The following is a 26,914-nucleotide window of genomic DNA, read 5'->3' on the forward strand; positions in this document are numbered from 1 at the left end:
TTTGGAACCAGTGAGCATGTTCTTGTTACAGAGCAAGGTTCGGAAATGCTGAGCAGCACACCTCACACGCTCTTTTACGCATAAAAGAGTGCGCGTTCCTGCATTCGATACCGCGCAAATACCAGGCGCTGTATGTTGCGTGCGGGTTCCCTAGCCTGAATTTCTCAAAGCAGGTGGTGCATCGGCTCTGCGAATCTGTAAAACTGCTTTTGCAGCAATGGCTTAACGGATTCACGGAAGGGAGCCGATGCACCACCTGCTTTGAGAAATTCAGGCTAGCCGAACATGGCGAACAGTGACAGCTCGCTGGTCACGTTGAAGTCAGCGCGAACCTTGCCCCATTCTTCGAAGTTGCTGTCATAAGCGACGACGCTAGCGCCCCAGCCCTGCGTGTACTGCACACCCGGACAACATGCGGAACATAGCTGTCGATCGTGCCCACGTAGAAGACATTGTTGACGTCCACTGAGCCTTCTTCGAGCGAAACCACGGCCGAGAAGCCGTTGCCGGCGTCGAATTAGGTTGCCGATAATGTCGTGCCAATGGTCTAAGAGTCCTCTCTGATTGGGGTCGTCGTGGTCAAGGTGCTCCTGCACTTTTCTCGGACCGTTCCGCGGGTCACTCGATTCTCTTCGCGGTCGGCGCTTGGGCCGCCGCATGATGGGATCAGGAGAGCGAGACGTCTCAATCTGGTTCACGACCTTGCGAACCTTAGTTCGGCAGGTTCAGGACTCTCAACGAGATCGCCTCGCCCATCGTCCCCACGGAACGATCCGGGCATCGCCCTTTCGGGCGAAAGCTTTGTTCGTGTTCCTTGCTCCTTTGATCTGTCTCGGTCACGCTGCCAGTGCGGCAGGCTCCTTTCCAAAGCGGAACTCGGTTGCGTCGGCCCACATGCGGTGCAGGATGACGCCCAGTTTGCGGGCCACCGCCACGCGGGCACGAGCCATGCCGCGGCGTCTGGCGATGTTCATGCCCCAGGCGCGCAAGCTCGACCATCTCTTCGAGCGCACGAGCAGCGAATGCGCCGCCTCGTAGAGGGCGGTGCGGGCGAGTTCGTCGCCGCAGCGGCTGACCTTGCCCTGGACGTCGGTCTCGCCCGACTGATAGCGCGCCGACGTCAGCCCTAGATGCGCCCCCACCGCCCGCGAAGAGCCGAACCGCTCCGGCCGGTCAACGGTGGCCCGGAAGGCGAGCGCGGTGATCGGCCCGACGCCGGGCGCGCTCATCAGCCGCCGACAGACTTCTCCTTGGGGACGATGTGGAGAACCTGCTTGGTCAAGCGGGCGAACTCCTTCAGCATGACGCTGAGGATCGCAAGAAGCGGCTCGACCATTGCCATCACCTCGGCGCCAGCCAACTCGCGCACGCGATCAGCAAAGGCGGTGCGCGACGGTGTACCGAGCTTGACGCCGGTCTCGCGTAGCATGGCGCGCACAACATTCTCGATGCTGCGCATCTCGTTCAGCACCGTGCGGCGGGCAACCAGCAGCGCGCGCCACAACCGGCATTGCCGGCTCTTGACATGCACCTGCCGGTACCAGCCGGTGCGCATGATCTGCGCCAGCGCGAGCTCGATAATGCGCCGCTCGAACTGCAGCCGGGTTACGGCTCCGACCTTGAGGCCAAAGTTGCGCAGCAGGCCTCGCAGGTTGTTCTCCGCATCGAGAATCTTCGTCTGCACGAACTTGCGCGCAGTGAGCAGCATCCGGATCTCCTGGCTCCGGACGGTCTCGACATGAACCGGCTTGTAGAGCCCGACGCGCATCATCTGCGCGATGCCGCGGGCATTGTTGCGATCGGTCTTGTTGATCTGAGCCGAGAGCGCGGCCTTCATGTGCCCGCGTCTCGACGCAGATCACCAGATAGCCTGCTGCCGACAGGCCACTGTAGAGCCATTGCGAAAGCGGACCGGCCTCAAGGCCGACGCGCTTGTAGGGGCCGCTAATCGCGTGAAGCAGGGCGCCGATCGCCTCCAGCTCGGTCCCCACCTTGCTCTCTCGAATGAGCACCACCCGTGTCCATTACGCAGACGCCGGTGGTGTGAACGGAAACATCAAGACCGACGAACAGTTCCATGGCAGACCCGCTGACCGGTTGAACCGTTGGAGCCTGCCCGGAAGCCGTTGGCTCATCGCCATGGCCAAGAATGCACTGCAACTCCTTCATCACAATGGTTGAAAGCCTGTCGTGGGCCTTTTATTTCCGAGATCGCTCGATTAAGCCATACGTTCGTTGCCGCACGCGCCCGGGCACGGTTGCAGGATCTTCGGCCGCCGCCGTGGCGACGCCTTAACTCGGCGACCATATCTGCATGTTCCAATGTCATGGCCCGAAACCTCCGTGTTCATCGGCCTGTTGCAAGGTGCCTCGGCGCATCGCTTTACGGCAAGTCGTTCGCCGAACCTTGCCAAGGGAAGTGTCCTCAATGGCGTCAACCAGCTATGGGTTGCCGATCGCGCGGCGCACGAGCATAAACTTCTTCAGCGTGAAGGGTTCGCCGCGCCTTCCGCTCTGTTGCGGCCGCTGGCCGAATATGAGGCACTGGTGGGAGGCAGCTGGTGATGACGACGGTCGATCACGAGATGCTGGTGGCTCAGCTCGACCGGCTGAAGCTGACCGCGATCCGGGATCAGCTCGATACGCTGCTGGACGAAGCGGCGCGTTCGCAAATGACCTTGCGCGAGGCTTTGGCCTTCCTGGTGACGCGCGAGATCGCGCGGCGCGACGAGCGGCGCATCTCCATGGCAGGCAAGATCGCGCAGTTCCCGTTTGTGCGCGAACTCGATGGCTTCGACTTCGACGCGCAGCCGTCGCTGGATCAGCGCCAAGTCCGGGAGCTGGCGACCTGCCGCTGGATTGCCCATGGCGACACGGTCCTGTTCCTTGGACCTCCGGGTACGGGCAAGACACATCTGGCGGTGGCTCTCGGGCGCGAGGCGATCCGGCAGAACCATAGCGTCCAGTTCGTCACGGCGGCCACGCTGGTGGCGATGCTGGCCAAGGCCCATGACGACGGTTCACTCGAAAAGCAGCTGACGACCCTGTCGCGGCCGAAACTGTTGATCATCGACGAGCTCGGCTATCTCCCGTTCGAAGCCAACGCCGCGCATCTGTTCTTCCAGCTGGTGTCGCGGCGTTATGAGCGGGGATCGATCCTGATCACCTCCAACCGCTCGGTGGGCGAATGGGGCAGCGTGTTTGGCGATCCCGTGGTCGCGACCGCGATCCTTGATCGCCTGCTTCATCATTCGACAGTGATCACCATCCGCGGTGACAGCTACCGGCTTCGCGAAAAGCGGGGGTTGAGGGGGTTTTTTTGATGCGCCCGCCCCCCCCCCCCCCCCCCCCCCCCCCCCCCCCCCCCCCGACACCAACGAAACTGCAAAGCAATGAGGGGGTCAAATCTTCAGTTCGCCCTGGGGGTCAAATCCTCACTTCGCTTGACACTGCGCCGCCGGTGCACTGCGATTTACAATCTGCAACGAATATGAGACCTGGCTTCACGAGGAGCGTGGCTTTGCCCGGCCCAGCATCGACGCTTTCTTGTGGGAGGCTCGACAGTTCCTTGGCTGGCAACTCGAACGATGGGGTGTCGAAGGCCTAATGGACCTGAGCATCGGCGACATCGACCGCTATATGGACCTGCGTGCGTTGAAGCTGACACGCTGCTCGCTGAAATCTGTAGCGGAGCGGCTTCGCTCGTTGTTGCGTTATCTCCATAGGGCAAGCCACATTGCGACCGACCAGTCACCACATGTCATCGCGCCACTGCTCTACGCCTATGAAGGGGTGCCCTCGATCCTGGAGCGGAGCCAGATCGCCGCGGTGTTGGAAACCGCGAGAACGGACAAGACACCGGCGGGGTGCGGGACCATGCGATCTTGCAAATCCTTGCGACCTATGGACTGCGGGCTGGAGAAATCCGCAACCTGCGGCTTGAGGACATCGACTGGCGGACCGAAGCCATCCGTGTCCGTCACAGCAAGACGCAAGCCTGCTCGTTCGTGCCCCTGACCGGCCTGCCGGAGACCGCCTCCGCGCTCGATTGCATCCGCAGGTCATTCGTCAGCCTCAAGTTGCCATCGCGCTCCTGTAGATCTAGGGCGTGATATGATGTGCTCGGTTATAGTGCCGCAGCGAAGGGGTTGATACTGACCGTAGAGAGCAATTCTCGTCGCCGAACGGCAAGCCTAGGACCGCAACTAGCCTGAGAGAGCCTGCGAGCCGCGCGGCAAGGCGCTGTCGCGGCTGGCACAGCTGATCGCTCGCATGCTAGCGGACCCGGTGCGCCGGAAACGTGCGGCAATGCGCCTTTGCCGATGGCGTCATCCGCGACAGCACAGCCGTGCGAGCGGCGATCACCAAACCATGGTCCAACGGCCAGACCGAGGGTGAGATCACCAGGCTCAAGCTGGTAAAACTGGTGTACGGCGCGGAAAGCTATCTCAAGTCGCCGGCCGCTCGATTTGAGCGACCTGCCAACGAAACGCGCTCAGGGAGGGCCACACATATCTTAGCGCGGCCGGTTCTTTCACTCGTTCCTTCACCACACCGCCAAGCCGATCATAAACGGCACGGGCATTGAGGTTCTGTTCGAAGACCAGGAGATGAACCCCTTTTTGAGCATAACCGCTGGGGAACTGGGCTACCGCCTCCATCAGCAGCCTGCGCGCGATCCCTCGCCGTTGTTCGGTCGGCGCGACGTGAAGAGCGGGGATAAAGGCACCCCATGGGTCCGTATCATCGAAAACTACAGCAAGCAAACCACAGACCTCTCGGCTTGCGGTTTCCGCGACAAGAACCAGATGCTGCTCGGATTTGCTGGGATTCACTAATCGCTCCTGCCAATCATGACGTAGTTCAGTCGGCATTCTCTCGAAAAGATAGCTCTTTGGCATGATATGGGCATAGGTCTGCTGGGCACTCCCGATGTGCAACTGCGAGATTGCCTCAACATCGGCGCTATTCGCTTTTCGGATATTGATCATCGGACTCGTTCCTTTGGACAGCTCCTCGCGAATTTCTGCGCTTGGTTTACAGTTCACCCTCGGTAACGACGCGCGTCCCCTCGATGAATTCATGACCGCAGTGTGAGGCCTCGGGCCGTTCTGGGGGAAGCTGCTTGAGGCGCGCAAGCGCGAGGCACCGGGAAGGTCGCCCGCGTGTTCGACTCGATAGCCAGGTCCGGATCCTCGTGACCGACCGCGATCGCCACCGGATCCCGGTGCGCCTGCGCTCAAAGAGTTCGTAAATGTAGCGGTCCTGCGGAGACTCGACCAGAAGACGGGGCCGTTTCTTCGCCAACAGAAGCGGAGCCGACCAGACTCGCTGCCCGCGGTCGGCCGCCATCTGGCCCAGCGCCTGCTGCAAACAGCTCGCAAACCGCTCGACCTGCTCCGCTCGATATCGCGTAGATCAGCCTCCCACGAGTTCGCGTCGCCGATCTTAGCTAGCTGCAGCAGCGCCCAGCCTGCCAGCGCCTGGAGCCAGTATTCCGTCTGGCGCATGAGGACCTCGCCCTCGCAGCAACGGCGATGGCAATAGTTCGAATACTCAACCGGCAATATTGGCGGGGCCGCACTCAACAGTGCAGTGTCTATCGCATTGATTTGGATCGTTCGCACAAGTTTCATGTAGACCTCCTGGGTCGGAGACTGCGAGACCGCTATGGTCGTAATGGCTCGTTCGCCGTGTCCTGTGCAATAGGCAGGCCACCGAAGAGGACGTGCGAGCAAGAGGGGCAAAACCATGGGTTTCGCGCCGCTACGGCGGAATATTTGTGCCTCAGTTTGTCGGGTTCCGAACATGCACCTCTTCAACCGTACACAGCGCAACGCGGCAACACGAACGTCGAATGACGACGCTCGCCCGTCGTGCCAAACTCGAATCTCTGCTCGACGACGAAGGGCAGACACCCGATGCGGATAGGCGAAGCTTGTTCAAATATGTACTGAACACCATGGACGCTAAGATGTTCGCCTCTGAAACTGGGGGAAACGTGATGGCGCTATTTCCAAGCTGCAGTCCTTCGGCCAGCCCTTGGAAACGGCGCTCGTCGACTGGTAAATGGGGTGCAGCGGGGGTGGATCCACTACCCGATGGGCATCGTAACTTGTTCTATGGCTTCGTATCAGAATTTTATGGAGGGATTGCTGCAGGCAGGCTTGGGTATCGACCAATACTAATAGCCTTGGCGTGACGAAACCAGTGAAATCCAACTCACCGATTCCTCTGTCCGCGGCGCGCAAGCCCCACATGAGCCAGTAGGCGCCGGCAGGCAAGAACAGATGGGGTTCTCTGATCGCGGAGCTGATTGCAAGCTCCTTTTCGGCGTATCCATGTTCCTGCCGGCTCTGTGGTTCTCTTCGCGGTTAACACAAGGTCGCCGCATGTTAGCGTTCGGGACGTGGGTGCCTCAATGTAATCGACGCAGTACCTTAAGTCAGGGCTGCCTCCCCATCTACGAGCTCACCAACGCCATCGTCCCGGCAGGGACATAACACCGCCAAAAAAGGGCGGATTTTGCTATGGGCTTAGCTGGTGATCACTTGGTCGCCCCCTTCTTCGACCAGCGAAATTCGCTGCCGTCGATCCAGATCCGATGCATGATTACCTGCCAGTTTGCGGGCGACGGCCACACGGGCTTTCTTGCTGCCTATCCGGCGAGCCAGGCGCGCGCCCCATGCTTTGAGCGCAGACCATCTGCCGACCCGAGCCAAGAGAGTACCTGCAGCCTCGAAGAGATAGCTGCGTGTGAGGCGCATTTTGACACAGACCCGTCACGATTGACTTCTCTCGATTGATACCGTCTCGGCGTCAAGCCGAAGTAGGCACCCACACCCGATGAGCGGACAAAGGCGCTGGACCATCCACCGCCGTGACGAAGCTGACGGCCGTCAATACGCCAATGCCGGGCACCGTCATCAGCCGGCGGCAAGGATTGCTGTGTTTGGCGAACCCGAGGAGGTACTCCTCCAACGTTCTTATTTCTTGCTCAATCTGTGCGCGGACAGACAGCAACACTGAAACAGCCTCTTCAACCCCAGGGACCCCCGCGCAGAACTCGCGGACGCATTCCTCGTATTTCCTTCCACTGACTTTCCCCACAATCCTGCCGAATGTCTTCAAAAGCCCACGTATCTTTGTTCCGAGATCGCGGCGCATGTTAACCAGCTGGGCACGGGAAGATAGCAACGTCCGCACACGATGGCTGTCGAGGCTCTTGACCGCCACTTCCTTATACCAGCCGCTCCGAATAATCTGAGCTAAGCCGTAGGCGTCATTGTCATCAGTCTTGTTTCAGCTGAACCGACAACGCCGCCTTAGCATGCCTGGCATCAAGGCAGACGACAGGAAGGCCGTTTTCGCGGAGGGCGTGCCAATGCCAGGTGCACAACGGTCCTGTTTCCAGGCCAATCTTCACAACTGACGGTGCATGCTTGCGAATGGCTTCAGTCAAGGCTTCAGGTGGTGAGGCTACCTTGCCACGCCAAACCACGGCGCCCTCTTCGTCAAGAACGCATACCGATGTCAGGTCGAGGGAAACATCCAGAACCAACAAAGTGCTTCATCATTCCATTCTCCACATGGCGATACCAAACGTCAGCAGTTTAGCTGAGTGCTGGATGCTCCGCGATCACGCCATGTATTCGGCTTGAGCTTCATCTTTTAGCGGTGAACGGGAGAGCCTAATGAGAAAAGACCTGACACGCCTTATGGTGCGTATTCCGACGAAGCCGGCCATCGATTCCGATTTGAAGCCGGCCAGTCATTCCGATTTCGTTCCGGCCGGTGTTCCGATTTGAAGCCGGCCATTTTTCGGACTGATCCTGGATCTCGTTGATGTTTGGATTGGGTTTCGTTTCAGGTCAAGCTTGCGCTGTTTCAGGGGGCTATTGGCGAGCGCTGTTTTCGCACGCCTGCCGAAAGTGCTGTGACCGCCGCCAAGCTGGTGCTGGAAGCGATCTTCGAGGCGGACTTCGAGGATGATGTCTATGGCCATCGGCCCCGGCGCAGTGGGACCGACGCAATCAAGGAAGCGCACAGGCTTGTCTGCCGGGGCTACCCCCATCTTTCATTGTGAACATCGAGCAGCGGTAGTTTCACCAAAGCAGGCGGCGGCCATCTAAAAACGCGATGGCCCCGTCCGGGACATTATATTGGCGAATTGAACACCGTGTGGCGCATACTTCCAGAGCGGAAGAACGCAAACGCGCAACAGCTATCGCAAACCCGGCGCCAAGGTCGCCAGAATACCCGCAATAGGTTGAACTATGAACGGAATACCACACCTTACATTCGATCTGGATAAACCCGGCGTGGGTAGGGGGCATCTTGTCGTCCCGGGAGGTGCCGACTGCGAAGAACTTTCGCTCCCGGTCTTCAGCCAAGGGGAAGGGCCGCGCCTCCTTGTCACTGGCGGATGCCATGGCAATGAACTGGAGGGGCCACTTGTCGCGCGATGGCTTATCGAGTGGCTGGCGCGCGCAGTTCTCGTCTGCAAGGCGAATAAGGTAGGCGCGTATGTCGGAGGAAGCTGTACCGAGACAGATCTCTCCGCCCAAGCTTCTGTCCACGTATCGGTGGCAACCCAGGCCGACATGATGCTTGCAAAGCCCGGAATGGGTGTCGACGAGGGCCTCTCGATCGTCGGGAATGAACAAAATCGGCTGCTGGCGATGCTCAACCGTCGTCAGGCTCGAAACGAAAAAATTAGATGAAAAGCACGGCAATTGACCATCGGATAAACAATGGCACTAGGCGGCCAAAGACAATACAAATTGGGGAATGTACTAATGGCCAGCGTTGAACCATTCAGGGAGATCCCGATCACCGGCTATCTCGACCGCTTCTCGCATCGCCCGGGGGAGACATTCGTCGCACATGTGAGCCTACAGGAGCCTGGCCCCTATCGCCGGCGTCTTCTGCGCGTTATCAGCGCCGATCCGAATCCTCAGGGGCCGGGAATGCGCTTCGAGGACTTGTCGCATCTTCTCGATCAAAGCCATGACGGGTGCCGGCAGGAGGTCAGGCTCGGCTCTTATGGCATCATTGAGACCGGGCCCGCGAGGAATCCACGAGCGGCCTGCACCTGGACGCTGCTGGTCCAGCCGGGCGTGGTCGATCCTTCGGCTGCCGTATTAGCCGAGGAGGCCGGCGACCACGCCGTCGTTCTTTCGATCGGCCCATCTGGCGCTGAGGCCTCAATTGCATGGCCCGAGGGGTCGCTTGAGCTTGCAACGAAGGTGCCACTCAAACCGAGAGCGTGGTATCGCCTCTGGCTCGCTATTGACCCAGCTTCCGGACGCGTCGTGCTCGGGCAGCAGCCAGTCAACAAAGGCGAACCTGTTAAGGTCAATAGACATGCCGCAGGCGTGAGCCTGCCTTCTTCGGGCACAGTCCTCTTTGCGGCCGAGCGAGCGATCGCGCCGCAGCGCCATTTCACGGGCAAGCTTGAGGATCCGGCGATTTTGCTTGGCTGCGTCGAAGCCTTCGACAATCCATTGGCGGAGGTGGAACGGCTGGGTGGCGAAGTGCTCGCCGCCTGGGACTTCTCGCACGGCATCGACAGTTCAAACGTCATTGATGTGGGGCCCGGGAAATATCACGGGCGGGTTGTCAACCAGCCAATGCGCGCAGTGGTCGGCGCGAAATGGAGCGGGCTAGAGGTGTGCTGGCGCAACGCACCGCGCGATTACGCGGCCATTCATTTCCACGATGACGATCTCGATGATTGCCGATGGCAGCCCGATTTCACCTGGACCGTTCCGGAGGACATGCGCAGCGGCGCCTATGCGTTTCACCTGACCTGCCGTGACGGTGAGGACTGGCTGCCCTTCTACGTCCTCCCAAAACGCCAGGGGCCTTTCGCGCCGATAGCATTTCTTGCTCCGACGTTCACCTATCAGGCCTACGCCAACGATCGGCGCGGCGGGGCCGACGCCGCTTATCACGAGCGTGTCCGGGAATGGGGCGCCTATCCGTACAATCCCGATCAGCATCCGGAGTACGGAGGTTCGACCTACAACCTCCATCGCGACGGAAGCGGCGTAGCCTTCACTTCGCGCCATCGCCCTATGCTGACGATGCGGCCAGGTTTCGTTTCGATCAACGATCAGCGTGGCTCAGGATTGCGGCACTACCCGGCCGATACGCATATCCTCGCCTGGCTCGAGGCTAAAGGCTTTCCCTTTGATATTGTGACGGATGAGGATCTCGATGACGAGGGCGTTGCGCTTCTCACGCCCTACCGCGCTGTGCTGACGGGCTCGCATCCCGAATATCACACACTGGGAACGCTCGATGCTTTGCAGGCTTATACGGAGAACGGCGGGAGGCTCGCTTATCTCGGTGGCAACGGCTTCTATTGGCGCATCGCGCGCGACAAGAAGATACCGCATCTCTTCGAGCTCAGGCGCGCCGAGGGCGGCATGCGCCTGTGGGCCGCAGAGCCGGGCGAATATTTTAATGCGCTCGACGGTCAGTTGGGCGGGCTGTGGAGGCGCAACCGGCGCCCGCCGCAGATGCTCGTCGGTGTCGGCTTCGTGGGGCAAGGCGCATTCGAGGGCACGCATTTTCGCCGCCTGCCGGCATCGCGCGATCCGGCCCATGCCTGGATTTTCGAAGGGATCGAGGCGGACATTATCGGCGACTACGGCCTCTCGGGTGGTGGCGCCGCGGGCTACGAGCTCGACTGCACGGATCCCGCGCTCGGGACGCCGGAGAATGCGATCATCCTTGCCCGATCGGAATATGAGCCTGCTTCTTTCGTGCTGGTTCCAGAAGAGCATATTGTGCGTCGGAGGACGTTCGAGGGCGATCCGCCCCGGCTAGTTCTGCCCAATGAGCCTCATTTGCGGGCCGAGATCGTCTATTTCGACAAACCCAAGGGAGGGGCAGTGTTTTCAGTCGGATCGATCACTTTCTGCGGCAGTCTATGGCGGAACGGCTTCGAGGGACCTGTCTCACGCATGCTCGAGAATGTCGTGCGCAGGTTCAGCGCAACACCCCCCGGCTGAGACCGCCGTGCTGCCCCCCAGAAACAAAACAAATGGGCCCGCTGTACGGATCGCGTGTTGCAGGCCTCGGCGGCGTCCGAACTGCTTCAGCCCTCGAATAACAAGCGACCGCGGCTCTCAACCAAACACACGCTCAGATCGTCGAAACGTTTACCAACGATCTGCAGTCCCGCAGGCAGGCCTGCCGGAGTAAAGCGCACAGGAAGCTGCAGCCGGGTTCCAGGACATGTTGAACGGGCAGGACAACTCCGCCCAAATGATCCAGTCCCAAGGATGCGTCAGCCAAGCGCCGGCTCACCAAGACCAATCATCCCTGGACCGTAACCATCCGGCGTGGGCCGCGGATGAGTTGGTTGCGATATAACGCCATGTTGATCACTCCATAGCCCCGCTGAAAGGGCGTCGCTGGGACATGGCCCCCACCGAAATTCGTTGAGACGCTCCGCGTCACACCGCCGGCAACCAAAAGGTTTGCAATCCTTCAACTAAAGTTACAGAACCTTTGCGACAGCAGATCGCTGAATACCACAGAGTCGAGGTCTGGCGCGGATAAAAAGCTGGTGCCACGACCAGTTGCGCAGCCATCTGGCCGACTTCGCTACAAATTCCCCCGAAGGCCCTCAACGGCCTCACGCCGTACGCTGCAAATGCTGGACACGCTTTAGGCTCGACGGACAAAACGCCTAGGCCCTGCGTAGGAGCTCTACCTGGCATATGGCGAGCGCCTCGTTTGCATTGGGGTCGAATTTCTCAAGGGAGGCTCCAGAGCGTGCTTGCCGCCGGTTCGCCTCCGTAGGTTGGGGAAATCCATACGGATACCGAGCTAGCCCGCTGGCCGCTGGGTCTATCTCAAAACCAGATGGGAAAGATACTCAAACTGAATTTGACGTAGGTAGCCACGCGACTGAACATAGGCCGATGAATGCTCCTCTCGGTATTCATCGATCAGACCAGCGTGGATGAACCGCGCGACTGAAAAAGGGGAAATGGACATGACAATCTCTCGACGTGAAATCATCAAAACGGGTTTGGCCGCCGGAGCGGCTATGTCGATCCCTTCTGTATTGCGAGCACAGACAGCGCCAAGCGTAGCGCGGACGGTCCGGATGGTGATGGGTGACCTCAGTGTGTTCGACCCGGTCGTTACGACGGCTACCATCACCGCCAACCATGGCCTGGCGATATACGATACGCTGTTTGCCCTTGATTCCAAGTTGACGCCGCAGCCGCAAATGATCGGGAAATGGGGCGTTTCCGACGACAAGAAGACCTATACGTTCGAGCTCCGGGATGGCTTGGGGTGGCACGACGGCACCCCCGTCACTGCGGCGGACTGTGTGGCCTCGATCCGTCGTTGGGGCCAGGTGGATCCCGGCGGACAACTGATCATGGCGCGAGCCAGGGATATCTCGAAGAAGGATGACAAGACCTTCACCATCGCGCTCAAGGAGGCGCTTGGGGTTCTGACCGACATCCTGGCGAAAGTGTCTGCGCCGTGCCTGTACATCATGCGCGAGAAGGACGCGAGTCGCCCTGCGACAGAGCAGGTGACCGCGAATATCGGATCGGGGCCCTTCAAGTTCAACGAGGCTCTTGCCAAGCCGGGAGCGAGCTTCACCTACGACCGCAATGAAAAATACGTACCGCGTAGCGAGCCGTCCGACGGACTGGCGGGCGGAAAGGTCGTGAACGTCGATCGCGTCATCTGGGACAATATTTCCGATCAGCAGACTGCTTTTGCGGCCTTGCAGTCGGGCGAGGTCGATTTCGTCTCAGGGCCACCCGCCGATCTTTACCCAGCGTTCAAGAGCGATCCCAACCTTGAACTTCAGGTTCTAGACAAGTCGGGCATTGTATTCTTCATGCGCATGAACTGTCTGCAGAAGCCGTTCGACAACATCAAGGCGCGCCAAGCGATGCTTCACCTGGTCGATCAGGAGGCAGTCATGCGTACCAGTTTCCCCGCAGAATACATCAGCACCGTCACTTCGATATTTGGAAACCATACGCCCTATTCCAACGACGAAAATACGGGATGGTACAAGAAGGGTGGCGATCCGGAAAAGGCCAAGCAGCTCTTCAGCGAGGCCGGCTATGCAGGCGAGAAAGTCGTTATCCTGCAGTCCACGGATTGGGCGGAAGCTAGCAATGCCTCTCAGCTTCTGGCAGCCACATTGCGTAATATTGGGATTAATGCCGAGCTGGCACCAAGCGACTGGGGCGGCCTTGTTGCGCGCCGCGCAAACAACGGCTCCGTTGAGAACGGCGGCTGGAGCATATTCATCTCGAGCGAGTCCGATTACCAACGCGGCGATCCGGTCGGCAGCCCCACTCTAAGCGCGAATGGTGAGAAGGGTTGGTACGGCTGGCCGAAGAGCGATGAATATGAGGCTCTTCGCGCCAAATGGGCGGATGTCGAAACGCTTGAAGCGCGCAAGGCACTGGCCCGCAAGATGCAACAAGAATATTGGAATTTCGTGGGTACCGTTCTGCTGGGTGAAGTTGTCTCGCCAATCGCTCGCCGCAAGGCACTCACCGGCCTCATCGGCATGCCGGGGCTCATCCCGATGTGGAACATGCAAAAGGCCTGAGACGCAATGGCCGCCTATATCCTCCGCAGATCGATTTCGACCATCGCCGTCATGGCGATGGTCGGAGTTTTCGTCTTCCTGCTTCTCAGGCTGGCGCCCGGCGACCCGGCAGCCATGATCGCCGGCAGGTCCGCCACCGAGGAGATGATTGCCGCCATCCGCGAGCAGCTGGGACTGAACGATCCTATGCCGGTTCAGTTCATACATTGGATGCGCGACACGCTCGGCGGCGATTTCGGCACCTCGATCTTTGCCGGACGACCGGTTCTCGAGCTGATCTCGCAGCGGCTTGAACCGACCCTTTCCCTGTCGATCCTGACGATGATCCTTTCGGTGACGGTGGGGGTCTCTTTCGGGATCCTTGCCGCGTGGCGAACTGGCGGGCTCGTCGACCGCCTCCTCGCGGCGTTTTCGGCATTTGGTTATTCCGTCCCGGTATTTGTGGTCGGCTATTTTCTCATCTACTTCTTGGCTATCAAGACACACTGGCTGCCGGTCCAGGGATATGTACCGATCGATGGTGGCCTCGGGCCTTGGTTTGTGCACCTGATCCTGCCCACCCTGGCTCTGAGTCTTTCTTACATCGCTTTCATCGCCCGGGTCACTCGGGCGAGCATGCTCGAAGTTCTGTCGGAAGACTATATGCGAACGGCCGCCGCCAAGGGCGCTTCGTCCTATGCCATGCTTTTCCACCATGCCTTGAAGAATGCGGGTGTCCCGATCCTGACCGTGATCGGCATAAGCTTCGCAGGTCTGATCGGCGGAGTTGTCCTTACGGAAACGGTGTTCAACATACCTGGGATCGGCCGTCTGGTCGTTGATGCGATCAACAATCGCGACTATCCCATAATTCAGAGCGTGCTCATCCTGACTTCGGGTCTGTACGTCCTTATCAACCTCACGGTCGATCTCGCCTACACGCTGATAGATCCCCGGATCCGGTACTGATATGACGCTCCTCTCCGCACCAGTTGAAGCCATGCCGATGGGTCGGCTGCAGCTATCCGATCTTCCCCGTCTGGCAAGGCGGCACCCGCTGGTGCTCGTCGGCGGCGGCCTGTTGGCGCTCCTGATCATTCTGGCGCTTGCCGCCCCGCTTTACGCCGGCGATCCGGTCAACATGGATCCGTTCAAGCGCCTGCAGCCACCTTCGGCCGAGATGTGGTTCGGGAGCGACAATCTGGGCCGGGACGTGTTTGCGCGAACGATCTTCGGCGCCCGGATCTCCCTCATGGTCGGATTGATGTCGGCGGCATGCGCAGCACTTGCCGGGGCTCTGATCGGTGTCATCGCCGGCTACAGCCGCAGCTTCGACAACGTCGTCATGCGGATCATGGACGGCCTGATGTCGATCCCGACGATTCTGCTGGCCATTGCCCTCATTTCTCTGACGGGACCCGGCATCGGCATCCTCATCGTCGCCATCGCCATCCCTGAGACGCCAGCCGTCGCGCGGCTGGTTCGTTCTGTGGTTCTAGGTGTTCGCGACCGTCCCTATGTGGAGGCCGCAGTCTGCGGCGGGGCGCGCCTGCCGAAAGTGCTGTGGCGACACATCCTGCCGAGCACCATTCCGCCGCTGATGGTCCAGGGCGCTACGGTCTGCGCCAGTGCGATCCTGACGGAGGCCGGGCTGAGCTTCCTCGGCGTGGGCGTGCCGCCCGAGATTCCGAGCTGGGGCAACATGATCGCCAGTTCGCGCCTGTATCTCGCCATCGCCCCATTGACGATCTTCGCCCCCGGTATCTGCCTTGCCGTCACGGTCCTTGCCGTCAACCTACTCGGCGACGGCCTGCGCGACATGTTCGATCCCCGCTCAAAGCGGAGACGCTGACATGCTGATGCGAGAATCTGCAGAGGATGATGTGCTTCTCGACGTTCGCGACCTTGAGACGCACTTTTACGGCGAGGAAAGCGTCACCCGCGCCTTGGGCGGCATCAGCTTCCAGGTGAAGAAAGGCGAAACGCTCGGGGTCGTCGGCGAATCCGGCTGCGGGAAGAGCGTCACTGCCCTGTCGGTCCTTCGCCTGCTGCCGAAGCTGACCGCCAAGACCGTTGGCGGCGAGGTCCGCTTCCGCGGGCGCGACCTCCTTGAGCTGTCCGATCGGGAGATGCGAAAGATCCGCGGCGACCAGATCGCCATGATCTTCCAGGAGCCGATGACGAGCCTGAACCCCGTCTATACGGTTGGCCACCAGATAGCCGAAGCGGTGCAGATCCACACCAAGGCCTCGCGGTCCGTTGCCATGTCGAAGGCCGAGGAGATGCTCCGTCTCGTGCGCATCGCTGACCCCCAGCGTCACGTCAACAATTACCCCCACGAAATGTCGGGAGGCATGCGCCAGCGCGCCATGATCGCCATGGCTCTTGCCTGCTCGCCAGAACTGTTGATCGCCGATGAGCCAACCACCGCGCTTGATGTCACCATCCAGGCACAGATCTTGCGGCTCATCGTCGATCTGAAAGAGCGCACGGGAACCGCTGTCATGTTTATCACGCACGATCTGGGTGTTGTGGCCGAGACATGCCAGCGCGTGATCGTGATGTATGCTGGCCGGATCGTAGAACAAGCGAACGTGATAGATTTGTTCGCGCGGCCCGCCCACCCCTACACCCAAGGCCTCATGCGATCGGTGCCCGATCCGCGGCGCGGCCGACAGCGCCGCCTTCCGGAAATCCCAGGCATTGTCCCAAGCCTGCGCGAGCCCATTGTGGGCTGCAGCTTTGCGCCTCGCTGCCCGTTCGCTGTCGATATTTGCCGCGAGAAGACACCCGCCCTGCGTGATGTCGGGTCGAGCCACGCCGCAGCTTGCTGGCGCGCCGAAGAGGTGATGGGCGCATGAGTGGTCCTCTGCTGAAAGTCGAGAACCTGACCAAGCACTACCCGCTTGGCTCAGGAATCTTCAAGAAAAGTATTCCGGTGATCCGGGCGGTGGAGGATGTGTCCTTTTCCGTCGAGGCGGGCGAGACGCTGTGTATCGTCGGTGAATCCGGCTGCGGTAAGTCCACCGTCGCGCGGCTCCTGATGCGTCTCGTCGAGCCGACGGGTGGCCGCGTGCTGATCGAGGGGACCGACATTGCGGGCCTCAAGAAGGACGCGCTTCACGCGTGGCGCCGTCGGATGCAGATGGTCTTTCAGGATCCTTACTCGTCGCTAAACCCGCGCCTCACGGCTGGGCAAATTATCACCGAACCGGTCGAGAATTTTGAACGTCTCAGCCGCAAGCAGCGTCAGGCACTCGCCGCGGATCTTCTCCGAAAAGTCGGGATGTCGCCTGAGATGATGCACAGGCTGCCTTCCGAATTGTCGGGCGGTCAGCGCCAGCGGCTCGGCATTGCACGCGCCCTGTCGCTCAACCCCTCGCTCATCATCGCCGACGAAGCAGTCTCAGCCCTTGACGTATCCGTGCAAGCACAAATCTTGAATCTGCTTCTGGATCTCCAGCAGCAGATGGGGATCGCCTTCGTCTTCATCTCGCATGACCTTGGCGTCGTGGAGCATATCGCGCATCGCGTAGCGGTCATGTATCTAGGGCGGATCGTGGAACTCGCCCCGAGCGAGGCGCTCTTCGCAAAGGCGGTGCACCCCTACACCGAGGCGCTGATTGCGGCTGCTCCGGTTCCGGATCCGACGCGGGTTCGGCTGGAGGCGCCGCTCGAGGGCGAGGTGCCAAGCCCGATCAATCCGCCGAGCGGGTGCGCGTTTCATCCGCGTTGTCCGCTCGCGGTCGAGCGTTGCCGCATCGACGTGCCTCCCTTGGTGCCGATGGCTGACGGCCGCGTCGTGGCCTGTCATGTGCGCGCTCCGGCTACAGGCATACCGGCCGAGCTAGCTGCGGCGGCGAATGTCTCGCCCAGTCGTGTGGTTATGTCAGAGCCTCTTTCACCCGATCGAGGAACTCAAGTACAACGCTGACGGGGCACCAAACATCATTCCAAATTCAGCGAAAAGGAGAGCAAAAGGACTATGGAAGAGCATTCACACGAGAACGATTTTCATCTGATCGAACAGGATGGCGGCTATGATACGGTCGGATCGATTGCAACAAACGTGGCGGACGGCTTCACGATGGTAGCAGTGGGTGACCTCATCCTGTCGCGACCGCTGACGAAATACCAACATCCCGGCTTTGACGGCATCATCAAGATCCTTCGTGATGCCGATGTCACGTTTGGCAACTTGGAAACCAACATCTTCGATATCAGATCGTTCAGGGGAAGTCCCCAGGCTGAGTATGGCGGTGCATATCTTGTCAGCCTGCCAGAGATTGGACCTGATTTGAAGGCGATGGGGTTCAACCTGATGAGTCGCGCGAACAACCATACCCTTGACTGGGGCCCTGAAGGTATGCGCGAGACGAGCCAGGTGCTCAATCAGAACGGTATCATTCATGCAGGTGCGGGCGAGAATCTCGCACAAGCCGGCGCCGCTCGCTTTCTGGAGACTGTCCGAGGTCGCGTGGCGTTGGTGTCGCTTGCTTCATCGTTCACGCCGATGTCTCGGGCGGGCGATCCCGCCGGCGAGGCGCCCGGCAGGCCAGGACTCTACGCCCTTCGCTTGACAGAAAGCATCGTAGTGCCACCGACGATGCTCGAAAATCTGCGGCAAGTGCGGGATTCGCTGCCCAATCCAAGTCCCGACTATAAGGACCTGAACCGGCTTGGGCTCGCTGGGGTGAGTTTCAAATCGGGCGACAAAGCCGGCTATAGCTTCGAAGCAGACCCGCGCGATGTCGCCGACATTCTCCGAAACATTCGTCGCGGCAAGCAGTTCTCCGACTTCTGCATTGCCACGAACCACGCCCACGAGCCCGGGAACTGGAGCCATGAGCCCGCCGATTACGAGCAGTCATTTGCGCGTCGAATGATTGACGCCGGAGCGGACGCATATGTCGGACACGGACCGCACCTACTGCGAGGCATCGAGATCTACAAGGGCCGGCCGATCTTTTATAGCTTGGGGAATTTCATCTATGATCAACTGCGAACCCCTGTGGGGGCTGACATGTTCGAAATTTACGGCAAGGACCCACGGGTCGACACGGATGCCGAAGTGACAGTCGAAGAGGAAGCAAAAGGGTACCCGAGGGCTGAGGGGTTTGTAAATGCGCTCTCCGCCCCAGTCTACTATGAGAGCATCATCACCGTCAGCCGCTTTGAGCAGAACCAGCTTGCCGAATTGCGGCTTTATCCGATTGAGCTCGGTTACTTGAAGAGGTTCGCCAACCGGGGGGTCCCGCGGCTCGCCCCCGCCCCGCAGGCACAAGCCATTCTGGAGCGCCTGCAGAAGCTCTCGGAGCCCTTTGGGACCGAGATCGCCATCGACAACAACGTCGGAGTCATCCGACTGCCGCCCAGCTCACCACGATGACACGGATAGGAGGCGTGAGTTGGCCGAACTGGTGCATTTCGGGATCCGCTAACATCTCACAGGGATGGGCCAATTTGCAAACTTCGATCTGAGGGAGACCGTGTTCTGGGGTGCGATTTTGATGTTTTGGGGGCCCCCAAACTGAGGTCGCGATGAGTGGCCTCGGGTATAGATGCCACGAGGTGCTGTCACATTGATTGAGCGGCGGTAAGGAAATTGAGGTAGCAGCTCGCCTGGAGTGCACCCTCGACTGAGACAAATAAATAGTCGACCCTGAATAACGGCTACGGCGTTGATATTCCGAACGCGTGAAGACGGGTGGAAGCATCCGATTTCGCCGTTTTCGGCTGGAGTGCTTGCAGGCACCAGGCAAGCCAAAGAGCGAGAACCGTGAGGATCAGGCGCAGATTTTGGCCTGCGGCGACGAGCAGCGCATTGATCGCATCGCCAGCATGGCCGAGGAGGAAGTTGCGGTCCAGTCGGCCGTCGGTCTTCATGTGACCGATGGTGGCCTCGATGGCCGCTCGCCATTTCAGTTCCCGATGTATGGTGGCCGTCAGGCCACGCTTGCGGCCGGCGATCATCACCGGTCCCGAGCCGGCATAGTCGTGGCCGCGATAGCCCTTGTCGACGTAGATGCAGTCCATGGTCGACGCGGCCGATCTCCACCGCCTGATCGACCGTTGCTGCGAGCGTGTGGCCATCATACGGATTGCCCTCGAACGCCTTGGCCGCCAGCACGAGGCCCTCGCGGTTGGTTGCCGCGATCCCGACCTTGCAGCCGAATTCGTAAGGGTTGCGGGCTTTACCCTTCGAGATGCAGACCACCTCGGGCGCGTGCAGGGAGTAGATCTTGTTCCTGTCCTTCGGCTTCTGCGCCAAGAGCCGCTCGACGAGCCCGAGCAACCGGGCAAATCCGGCCTCGAGCTCGACATTACCGGCGATCTTGCGGCCGACGTCGCGGAACACCCGGCCGAGATAGGTGCGAAGGCGCTTGAGTTCGCGACGCATCCGGCGGAACTGCCGGGCATGCGCATAGCGGCCCGCCCGCACCGCCGCTGCCTTGGCCACCGGCGACACATCGGGACGGCACTTATCACGCAGTCGAATTGCTCCCCGCTCCGCTCGGCCAGCACCTCCTCCAGCGCGAACGCATCGCCCGATCGAAAATCCATGGCGCGGACTTCTTGCCGACGGGGGCATCGGGCGGCCGGGTGCCTGCTCGACGCCTTTGCTTTCAACGTGGAACTGCGGCTTGGAGTGTGTTTCGGCGTGGAATAAGGGGTCTGACGCAATCTCGATGAAGTTTGCGTTCATGCAGCACCGATCAATCGGGCTTGCAGGAGGTCGAGCTTGCCGCGCCCATACATCTGGCGCTTCACGAGCTTGAGCTTCGTAATTTGGCCCTCCGTCTGGCCGTTTGACCAGGATTCGGTGATCGCGGCACGGACGGCTGTGCGGTCGCGAGTGATACCGCTGGCGAAAGACGCGATGACACTCGTGCTGGCATCGACGATCCATGGATCAAGATCCGCCTCGTTCCTTTTGCGGACCATCGAATGGAACCTTTCGATCAGGCAACGTGCTTCGACCAAGGCGGAACCCCTGTCTCGATCGCAGCGATTGTCACAGTATCGGACTTGGTCAGATGGTCCCGGGCTGTCGTCATCCGCCGCGCGATCGTCCTGGCCGACGGCACCTTTTGCAGTTGCTGATCGGAAACGCGTTCGGCCCGCCGTCGGCGGGTTGCCCATTCTGCGACCACGCGCAGGGAACCGCGAAAGCCTTTGGCCTGCAGCCGCCGCCAGAGCTCGGGGCCGTTGGGGCAGCCCGGACACCATAGTTCATCCAGCAATGGCAGTTGCGCATCGAGCGAACTCTGCCGAACCCGGAACACATCTGTCCGCTCACCACGGATCACCTGGCGGACAAGCTTGCGGCTATGGCCGCTTCGGCGCACGATCTCCTTGATGGAAACGCCTTCGCCAGCGAGCCTCATGATCACGGCGTTGGTCTCCTCGCGCCGCAGATAGTCCTCATATTGCAGCTTCTCGGCGCAAGTGAGCAGGTCCGGATCGACCTTGGTGGCGCCGATCGCGGCACGGATAGAACGCATCGATTTGCGGACGGCATCCAGGAAGGCAGAACTTGCGTTCTCCATGAGATGCCAGCGATCGGCGATCTGGATCGCGCGCGGCAACGCCTTCGCCGCCGCTTCGCCATAGCCGCCGCCGCGGTCACGTGCGATTGTTCCGATCTCCTGATGATCGGTGAGCCATGCCTGGACGGTCGCAATCTCCCGGTCCGGCAACAGTGTCACGATCCGTCGCCGCTCCAGATCGCATACGATGGTGCCGTAGCGATGGTTGCGGCGGAAGGCCCAGTCGTCAATGCCGACAATGCTGAGAGGATCGGTTCGCACGCAGCTTCGTCGTCGTACCACCCGCAACAGAGTATCATTGCTGACCGGCACCATCAGCCGCTTGGCAATGCTGGCGGCCGGCCTGCCGCCGAGCGCCAGCCCCAAGTGGTGAACGACACATTCCAGACGCGAGGTCCGGCGGGATCTCTCCGCGACAATCCCGTCATCAAACCGTTCGGCAAATATCTGTCGTCGACACAGTGGTGCACTACAGACGAAGCGTCTTGCGACCAGTCGAAGCTCAATCTTCTTGCCCGCACACGGCAAGTCCGAAACCCTTCTGACATATTGGCTATGGACACGGCTCGATGACTTTCCGCACAGCGGACAAACCCGCTCTTTGACCCCAGCGCGCGCTGAAATCACGATCACGTCCTCGTCCTCGGCGGTACTCTCGACGATCAATCCGGCCGGGATCAGGACGACAAACGCAAAATGTTCGTCATGGTGCTGATTCCCCTCAGAAAACAGCACCACGCCGTCATGCAAAATCATCGAATTTGAGTCAGACCCAACTTTGTGCGCCGATTGACAGGAACCGTGATGCCCGTGCCGACGCGGCCCGCATAGGCGTTGAGTTCACTCTGCGTGGGCGGCTCAAACAGTTTCGACCAAGCGACGAGATTATTCGGATCTACGCTGGCTCCAGCGGGCATGGCTCGGTTTTGAACTATGATCCGATGCTTCAGCTCCTCGATCGGGACAGCAAGGTAGTGGATGCGAGTCGTCGCGTCGATGGCCACGGCGACGGATCGATAGTCATCGCGCTCTTGCCGCGTCCAAAATCCGTTCTTGAGGACTACGCTGGTGCCGCTGGCGAGGAGTCGCTGGGCAAGGGTCCACTGCAGTTGCTCGACACGTGCGCGCGATGTTTCATCGTAGAGGTCGAATCCAAGTGCCAGCATCCACTCGTCGGGCGAGAGGCGGGTTCCTTCTCCTTCCTCTTCGAGTTTGCGGGCGAGGGTGGTTTTGCCTGAATCAGGTAGCCCACAAATGAGATGAAGCGTCGTCATGCGGGCCAGACCCAGTTTGACTGCACGCCGGCCTATGTTCACTCGCACTGGTTCGGCTGTTGAACTAGTCTGGATAGTTGAGAATTCACAGACATGTGGAGGACGCTTTGCTTTCTAGCGAACATCGTCCGGTGAGAGGTGGACGCAATGGCGGAATTCGAACCCAGGCCGCTTCACCTACACACCCTGGACTCGTTGGTTGCCGATCTCGTTAGCGGAAGGTCGATCCTAGCCGGTGAAGACGATCCGTTCATATTGGACGACCGTAGCCGCAGCGCACTACAATGGTACCGTCAGAAAGGTCCGAACACGTGGACGGCAAACGTTAGCGTGGCCCACGCGGAGGATCTTGTTAGTGCAATTGCCAAGGATCCGCCGGAGGTGGCGGCTCTACCGTTCCGGGCCGCCAACGCGACTGCCCGCCGGCTCAGTCTGAAGAGGCTTGAGGCACACAGATTTGCTGGCTTGCACAAGTTCGGAACACCGGAACTCGCTCCCGAGAACTATGTGCATGAATTCGGCACATCGATAACCCTCTTCGAAGGGAGAAACGGTTCAGGCAAGACCTCACTCGCGAACGCCATCATTTGGGCACTCACAGGCGAACTCTTGCGGGCGCAGCGAGAGCCTGAAAAGGCCAACACCGATTTCGACTGCTGGGTGATAGCCGAAGATGGGGGCACGGCGACCACCACACACCGGATGTCACCCGTGACACCGATGCCGAACGTCGACCGCTTCAGACCCGACCAGGCATGGGTTCCCACGGACACGTGGGTAGAACTGACATTTGCTGATGAAGATCGCGCGCTCCTGCCCCCTATTCGCCGTAGCCAAACACGTTCGGCGCAAGGCAAGCTTACGGAAACCCCGCCTGACTTGTCGATGTTCAACATCGACCCAATCGCCCTTCGCATCGGAACGATCATGCCGGGGTTACTTCCCGTTATCGAGGTCGGAAAAGAATCGGAACTGGGTTGGGCGGTCTGTCAACTTACCGGTCTCTCTGCTCTCCTGGATCTCGCCGATCATTGCAGGAGGTCGAAAACAAAGATCAGCGGAGAGTTTATAAAGACCAGAACCGCTGACCGCGATCGAGCCGACACCGGATACAATATGGCAAAAGGAGATCTGGAGAAGGAGTTGGAAGCCCATCCCTCCCTCAGACCCGAACTCACGATACCTGCGCCGTCCGAAGACAAGACGATGGAACTGACCCTAGCTCGCATTGCCGAGCATTTTGAGACCGCGAAATCTCGTGCATTCGAGTCGGCCCGAACGACTCTCGGACAAGCGTTTGACCCGGCCGACCTTGCCCTTCGCACCGATTTAGAAAAGAATATTTCGCGCGCGCTGGATGCAGTGGCAGCCTTGCCGCGGCTCGCTTCCGCGGCAAGGCTGTATGGTCTTCGGAGTTTGTCCATTGAGGTGCTTGCCGCAGCAAAAGGCAGGATCAGCGAAATTCTCGCGGAGGCTAAGACGCTGGAGGCCTTGGCGCGGGATCCTTCGGTCGCCGCGCGCCAGCGGCTATACGCTCGCGTCGTAACCTGGATCGCCGATCATCCCGATCCGCAACGACGACAGGCCATCTGCGTCGTTTGTTCTCACCCGCTCGACGACGCGCTCGATCCGGTTACCGGTCGACCGGTGACGGCGCACCTCCATGATGCGCAGACCGACGCGAATCGTGTGTCGCAAACCCTACGGCAATGGTCCGAGAATACGATCCATCATCTGATCAGCAGCCTGTCCGAACCCCTGCAAAAGGAGCTGTCGTCCGACCTTCCAGAGCATCCCTGCGATCTGCTTCGCAGCGCGATAGTCGAAGAACTCTTCGCCCAAGGTGCATTTAAGGGCGTCTTGTCCGAGTTGAAGAAGGGGACGGCCGCCATCTTCGATGAAACGATCGCAAAACGCTCTGATTTGGAGCCGGCGATGGCGATCACCCTTCCGGCAAACTGCGAAGCGTTGCGACAGGCTCTCGAGCGGCTGGATTTGGCCCTTCGCTTTGCCCGCTGGCGACACGACAACGATCCGCTCGCCCGCGAAATCGTCGCGCGTGTGCTTGGTCGGACGCCAAAGGATGGCGAGCCAGCCGAGAGCCGAACCCTTACCGGCAACTGCTTGACCTGGATGCGACCGTCAGAGGCGCGAAGCCAATTTCCGACGCCTTGACGCAAGGTGGTCGGCTGACCAGCCATCTCAAAACCAGGCGCGATGCCGAAAAGCGGCTTGCCGAGTATAAGGTTGCAGTCGAGGCGTTAGAGAAACTGGCTATGCTGGGTGACCTGGCCGGCCTGCAGGTCGACAGGCTGCGTAGGACGCTGGCGAAAGATGCTGCTGCCTGGCGAGATCGCATCTATTTAGGCGCCTTCCCCGACACCGCGCACGAGCTTGTCGATACCGGCATGGGGCGAAAAGGCCAGATCGATCTCGTGGTCCGGTCTGGAGGCGTGTCGGCTCCAGCCCAACACGTCACGAACGCGTCCGCGTTGCGTGCGAGCTTGGTTGGGTTCTTCCTGGCGTTCTGGGAACACGTCTTGAATGAGCGCGGTGGACTTCACACGCTGCTCCTGGACGACCCCCAAGAGTTGCTTGACGACGAGAACCGCGAACGTCTAGCGGCATCTCTCGGGCAGCTCGTGAAGGCTGGCGCGCAGCTGATCGTGGCGTCCTACGATCCGCGCTTCGCCGGGCGTGTTTCTCGTGTCACCGGTGTCGGTGGCGTTGAACACTTTGAGGTGCTCCCGGCAACCCTGCAGCAGCCGGTCGTTCGGACGGTTCCGCCCTTGCCTGCAATCATCGAGCGACGAAAGCAATTCGAAGCAGATCGAAGTGCCGAGAAGCCGGCGCGCGACTTCGCAGACGAGTGTCGCGTGTTTCTGGAATCGAAGCTTGGCGACATGTTTGATGATCCAGCTCATTCAGCATGGGCAAAGGAAAATCCCAATCCGACGCTTGCAGGATTTTTAGCCCGTCTTCGGTCTATCGTGAAGAGAAGCCCGCAGGGCATGTTCAGCGCTCATGTGTTTCGCAGATTTGTGGAGCACCAGGCGCTGGTCGACAATTCCCCTGTTCTGGAATTGATGAACAAAGCCCATCATGGCAGACGCCGTGAGATCAGGGCCTCCGATGTCGCAACTTGTGTTGACGCGCTAACGGAGTTGGTCGAACTCGTCGAACAGATGAACGAGGAAGCCTACAGATGGAGGCGGCGCGATGCCCTCCCGAACCAATCGGACATCGACACTCCACCTACCCTTCGGCCGATCACAAACGGCTCGATGCCCTCAATTCTGATCTATCCCGATCTCGCGGCCTTCACAGATCATTCTCCGACCGGGGGATCACAGGATGTGGCGGAACCGGTTGATCCTAAAGTGCTTGACGGCAAGGCCGCCTTCATGCTTCGGCGCAACAATTTTGGATTCGCTGGGCAGGTGCAATCGCGATCGTTGAGGCGATATCAGGCCCAACAGCAGACCGACGGCTGGTAATCGCACGCCACGGCAGCGACATCTATGCGCGCAGGTTAGTTCGCGGCACTACCTCCGAAATGATTGGTCTCACAGCGGAAGTTCCCGACCCACGCAACCGCACACCCAAGTCGATATTCCTGTCCGAGGAGCAAGTCGAAATTCACCAGGTTGCTGGGATCATTTTCGATCACGACATCACCATCGGAGCCGGAGCTGAAGAGCCGGTTCCCATTGACGCTGATCGCGTATTTGCAAGTGTCGAGGTGGGTTTCCGGGTAGTGGAGCACAGTGCGCTCCCACTGGCACTTGCAAATCAGATTGTTCTTGGCGGTCGTCGTCTGGATCTGGGTGCTCTGGATCAGCGAGGAGGAGCATTGGTGGCGATAACGCTCGATGACGGATCCAGTATCTTCAAGCGAGTTGGTCCTGCATTTCCTGGAAATTTATCTCACCTACGGCAATTCGAGAGCATAGGCGGTCTAGGCTCATCGCAGGTCATCGCGGTGGGGAAGGAGGAGCCTGGCTTTCACCGCATACAGAGTGCGCGTCTGATCATTGGTGTTCTGTATCATGGCTGATGGGCAAGCTGGCGCTGGCCGCCCGAAAGGGCAGAAGGCTTGCGGTCGAGCAGTTGTTCCAAGCCAAGCGTGGCGGCAATGCGGCGACGCGCTCGTCGCGATCCTTACGCTGCACGCCGGAAACCTTGACGGCATAGATGGGGTAACGGGCCGCCAAGCAAGCCGCTCGCTGCGGTACGGCGTTGTGAGTGGCGCGCTCCCTCGCGGCCTGCTTGGCGTAGCGGCGGTCGTCCCTCACACTGATGGTGTGAACGGCGTCATGGCCGAAGCCAGCGCCAAAATCAAGAACTCAGGATTGAGCGGGTAACCGGTAACCGATATGTCGGCCCCAAAAGGATGACCTTGGAGCATGCGGAAGCGGGTGCTGGGTCATGCCCTGGAAGTACTGACCGATTACACATCATCGTAAAGACAAAAAGTCAGTCGTGGCAGCGGTGAATTA

Annotated in this window: 19 protein-coding genes and 5 pseudogenes; 16 read left to right on the forward strand and 8 right to left on the reverse strand. The window is 59.9% G+C overall.

The genetic code is table 11. The features are described from left to right. Nucleotides 1–278 precede the first annotated feature (278 nt). Both NKH60_RS30860 and NKH60_RS30865 read right to left on the reverse strand, forming a co-directional pair. Nucleotides 279–517: pseudogene (locus NKH60_RS30860) on the reverse strand (porin); the annotation flags it as partial. Nucleotides 518–836: 319 nt separating this feature from the next. Next, nucleotides 837–1,780 (reverse strand): annotated as a pseudogene (locus tag NKH60_RS30865) (IS110 family RNA-guided transposase); the annotation flags it as partial. A 563-nt stretch (nucleotides 1,781–2,343) separates the two neighbouring features. Here NKH60_RS30865 and NKH60_RS30875 point away from each other — a divergent pair. From NKH60_RS30875 to NKH60_RS30885, 3 genes are all read left to right on the forward strand, one after another. After that, on the forward strand, nucleotides 2,344–2,565 hold the full coding sequence (locus tag NKH60_RS30875; protein WP_352874542.1) for a hypothetical protein: 222 nt from the start codon (nucleotides 2,344–2,346) through the stop codon (nucleotides 2,563–2,565). Beyond that, nucleotides 2,565–3,323, forward strand: coding sequence for an IS21-like element helper ATPase IstB (gene istB / locus NKH60_RS30880; protein WP_352874571.1), 759 nt, complete (start codon nucleotides 2,565–2,567; stop codon nucleotides 3,321–3,323). Before NKH60_RS30875 ends, istB begins: the two co-directional genes overlap by 1 nt. Nucleotides 3,324–3,866: 543 nt before the next feature. Continuing rightward, the gene (locus tag NKH60_RS30885) at nucleotides 3,867–4,112 is read left to right on the forward strand and encodes a tyrosine-type recombinase/integrase (RefSeq protein WP_352874544.1); all 246 of its coding nucleotides are present in this window, start codon (nucleotides 3,867–3,869) and stop codon (nucleotides 4,110–4,112) included. A gap of 336 nt (nucleotides 4,113–4,448) precedes the next feature. Here the strand turns inward: NKH60_RS30885 and NKH60_RS30895 are convergent, their stop codons facing one another. Then, on the reverse strand, nucleotides 4,449–4,991 hold the full coding sequence (locus NKH60_RS30895) for a GNAT family N-acetyltransferase (protein ID WP_352874546.1): 543 nt from the start codon (nucleotides 4,989–4,991) through the stop codon (nucleotides 4,449–4,451). 866 nt (nucleotides 4,992–5,857) lie between these two features. Between NKH60_RS30895 and NKH60_RS30900 the strand changes: the two genes are divergently transcribed. Continuing rightward, nucleotides 5,858–6,202, forward strand: coding sequence for a hypothetical protein (locus NKH60_RS30900; RefSeq protein ID WP_352874547.1), 345 nt, complete (start codon nucleotides 5,858–5,860; stop codon nucleotides 6,200–6,202). A gap of 617 nt (nucleotides 6,203–6,819) precedes the next feature. Here the strand turns inward: NKH60_RS30900 and NKH60_RS30905 are convergent. Together NKH60_RS30905 and NKH60_RS30910 are read right to left on the reverse strand one after the other, a co-directional pair. Further along, nucleotides 6,820–7,263, reverse strand: coding sequence for a hypothetical protein (locus NKH60_RS30905; protein WP_352874573.1), 444 nt, complete (start codon nucleotides 7,261–7,263; stop codon nucleotides 6,820–6,822). A gap of 28 nt (nucleotides 7,264–7,291) precedes the next feature. After that, nucleotides 7,292–7,561 (reverse strand): hypothetical protein, encoded by a 270-nt coding sequence (locus NKH60_RS30910; RefSeq protein WP_352874549.1) that lies wholly within the window; start codon nucleotides 7,559–7,561, stop codon nucleotides 7,292–7,294. Between the two features lie 288 nt (nucleotides 7,562–7,849). Between NKH60_RS30910 and NKH60_RS30915 the strand changes: the two genes are divergently transcribed. From NKH60_RS30915 to NKH60_RS30955, 9 genes and pseudogenes are all read left to right on the forward strand, one after another. Then, a complete protein-coding gene (locus NKH60_RS30915) occupies nucleotides 7,850–8,086 on the forward strand; it encodes a hypothetical protein (RefSeq protein ID WP_352874550.1) in 237 nt (78 codons plus the stop codon). 397 nt (nucleotides 8,087–8,483) lie between these two features. After that, nucleotides 8,484–8,723, forward strand: a pseudogene (locus NKH60_RS30920) (methylaspartate ammonia-lyase); the annotation flags it as partial. A gap of 75 nt (nucleotides 8,724–8,798) precedes the next feature. Then, complete coding sequence (locus tag NKH60_RS30925) at nucleotides 8,799–11,021, forward strand: N,N-dimethylformamidase beta subunit family domain-containing protein (RefSeq protein ID WP_352874552.1); 2,223 nt, start codon at nucleotides 8,799–8,801, stop codon at nucleotides 11,019–11,021. A 992-nt stretch (nucleotides 11,022–12,013) separates the two neighbouring features. Further along, on the forward strand, nucleotides 12,014–13,612 hold the full coding sequence (locus NKH60_RS30930; RefSeq protein ID WP_352874574.1) for an ABC transporter substrate-binding protein: 1,599 nt from the start codon (nucleotides 12,014–12,016) through the stop codon (nucleotides 13,610–13,612). A gap of 6 nt (nucleotides 13,613–13,618) precedes the next feature. Beyond that, the gene (locus NKH60_RS30935) at nucleotides 13,619–14,560 is read left to right on the forward strand and encodes an ABC transporter permease (protein WP_352874554.1); all 942 of its coding nucleotides are present in this window, start codon (nucleotides 13,619–13,621) and stop codon (nucleotides 14,558–14,560) included. A 1-nt stretch (nucleotide 14,561) separates the two neighbouring features. Beyond that, nucleotides 14,562–15,443, forward strand: coding sequence for an ABC transporter permease (locus NKH60_RS30940; RefSeq protein WP_352874556.1), 882 nt, complete (start codon nucleotides 14,562–14,564; stop codon nucleotides 15,441–15,443). A gap of 7 nt (nucleotides 15,444–15,450) precedes the next feature. Further along, complete coding sequence (locus NKH60_RS30945; RefSeq protein ID WP_502907798.1) at nucleotides 15,451–16,452, forward strand: ABC transporter ATP-binding protein; 1,002 nt, start codon at nucleotides 15,451–15,453, stop codon at nucleotides 16,450–16,452. Next, nucleotides 16,449–17,525, forward strand: a complete 1,077-nt coding sequence (locus NKH60_RS30950; protein WP_352874560.1) for an ABC transporter ATP-binding protein — start codon at nucleotides 16,449–16,451, stop codon at nucleotides 17,523–17,525. The genes NKH60_RS30945 and NKH60_RS30950 overlap by 4 nt, the downstream gene beginning before the upstream one ends. Before the next feature lie 51 nt (nucleotides 17,526–17,576). After that, nucleotides 17,577–18,980, forward strand: a complete 1,404-nt coding sequence (locus NKH60_RS30955; protein ID WP_352874562.1) for a CapA family protein — start codon at nucleotides 17,577–17,579, stop codon at nucleotides 18,978–18,980. 284 nt (nucleotides 18,981–19,264) lie between these two features. Here NKH60_RS30955 and NKH60_RS30960 read toward each other — a convergent pair. The 3 genes and pseudogenes from NKH60_RS30960 to NKH60_RS30970 all read right to left on the reverse strand — a co-directional run. Beyond that, nucleotides 19,265–20,051, reverse strand: a pseudogene (locus NKH60_RS30960) (transposase); the annotation flags it as partial. A gap of 242 nt (nucleotides 20,052–20,293) precedes the next feature. Next, nucleotides 20,294–21,897, reverse strand: a pseudogene (locus tag NKH60_RS30965) (ISL3 family transposase). Further along, nucleotides 21,894–22,415 (reverse strand): P-loop nucleotide/nucleoside kinase family protein, encoded by a 522-nt coding sequence (locus NKH60_RS30970; RefSeq protein WP_352874564.1) that lies wholly within the window; start codon nucleotides 22,413–22,415, stop codon nucleotides 21,894–21,896. Before NKH60_RS30970 ends, NKH60_RS30965 begins: the two are co-directional and overlap by 4 nt. A 147-nt stretch (nucleotides 22,416–22,562) precedes the next feature. Here NKH60_RS30970 and NKH60_RS30975 point away from each other — a divergent pair, with 147 nt between their 5' ends. From NKH60_RS30975 to NKH60_RS30985, 3 genes are read left to right on the forward strand one after another with little or no spacing between them, the layout of a single operon-like run. After that, nucleotides 22,563–24,590 carry an ATP-binding protein gene (locus tag NKH60_RS30975; RefSeq protein ID WP_352874566.1) on the forward strand — a complete coding sequence of 676 codons (2,028 nt, stop codon included), beginning with the start codon at nucleotides 22,563–22,565 and terminating at the stop codon, nucleotides 24,588–24,590. Next, nucleotides 24,587–25,912: a hypothetical protein gene (locus NKH60_RS30980; RefSeq protein WP_352874568.1), complete on the forward strand. Its 1,326-nt coding sequence runs from the start codon at nucleotides 24,587–24,589 to the stop codon at nucleotides 25,910–25,912. Before NKH60_RS30975 ends, NKH60_RS30980 begins: the two co-directional genes overlap by 4 nt. Nucleotides 25,913–25,971: 59 nt before the next feature. Next, complete coding sequence (locus tag NKH60_RS30985) at nucleotides 25,972–26,472, forward strand: hypothetical protein (protein ID WP_352874570.1); 501 nt, start codon at nucleotides 25,972–25,974, stop codon at nucleotides 26,470–26,472. Nucleotides 26,473–26,914 lie beyond the last annotated feature (442 nt).

It is taken from the genome of Mesorhizobium sp. M1006 (assembly GCF_040318825.1).
In the GTDB taxonomy this organism is placed as follows: Bacteria; Pseudomonadota; Alphaproteobacteria; order Rhizobiales; family Rhizobiaceae; genus Mesorhizobium.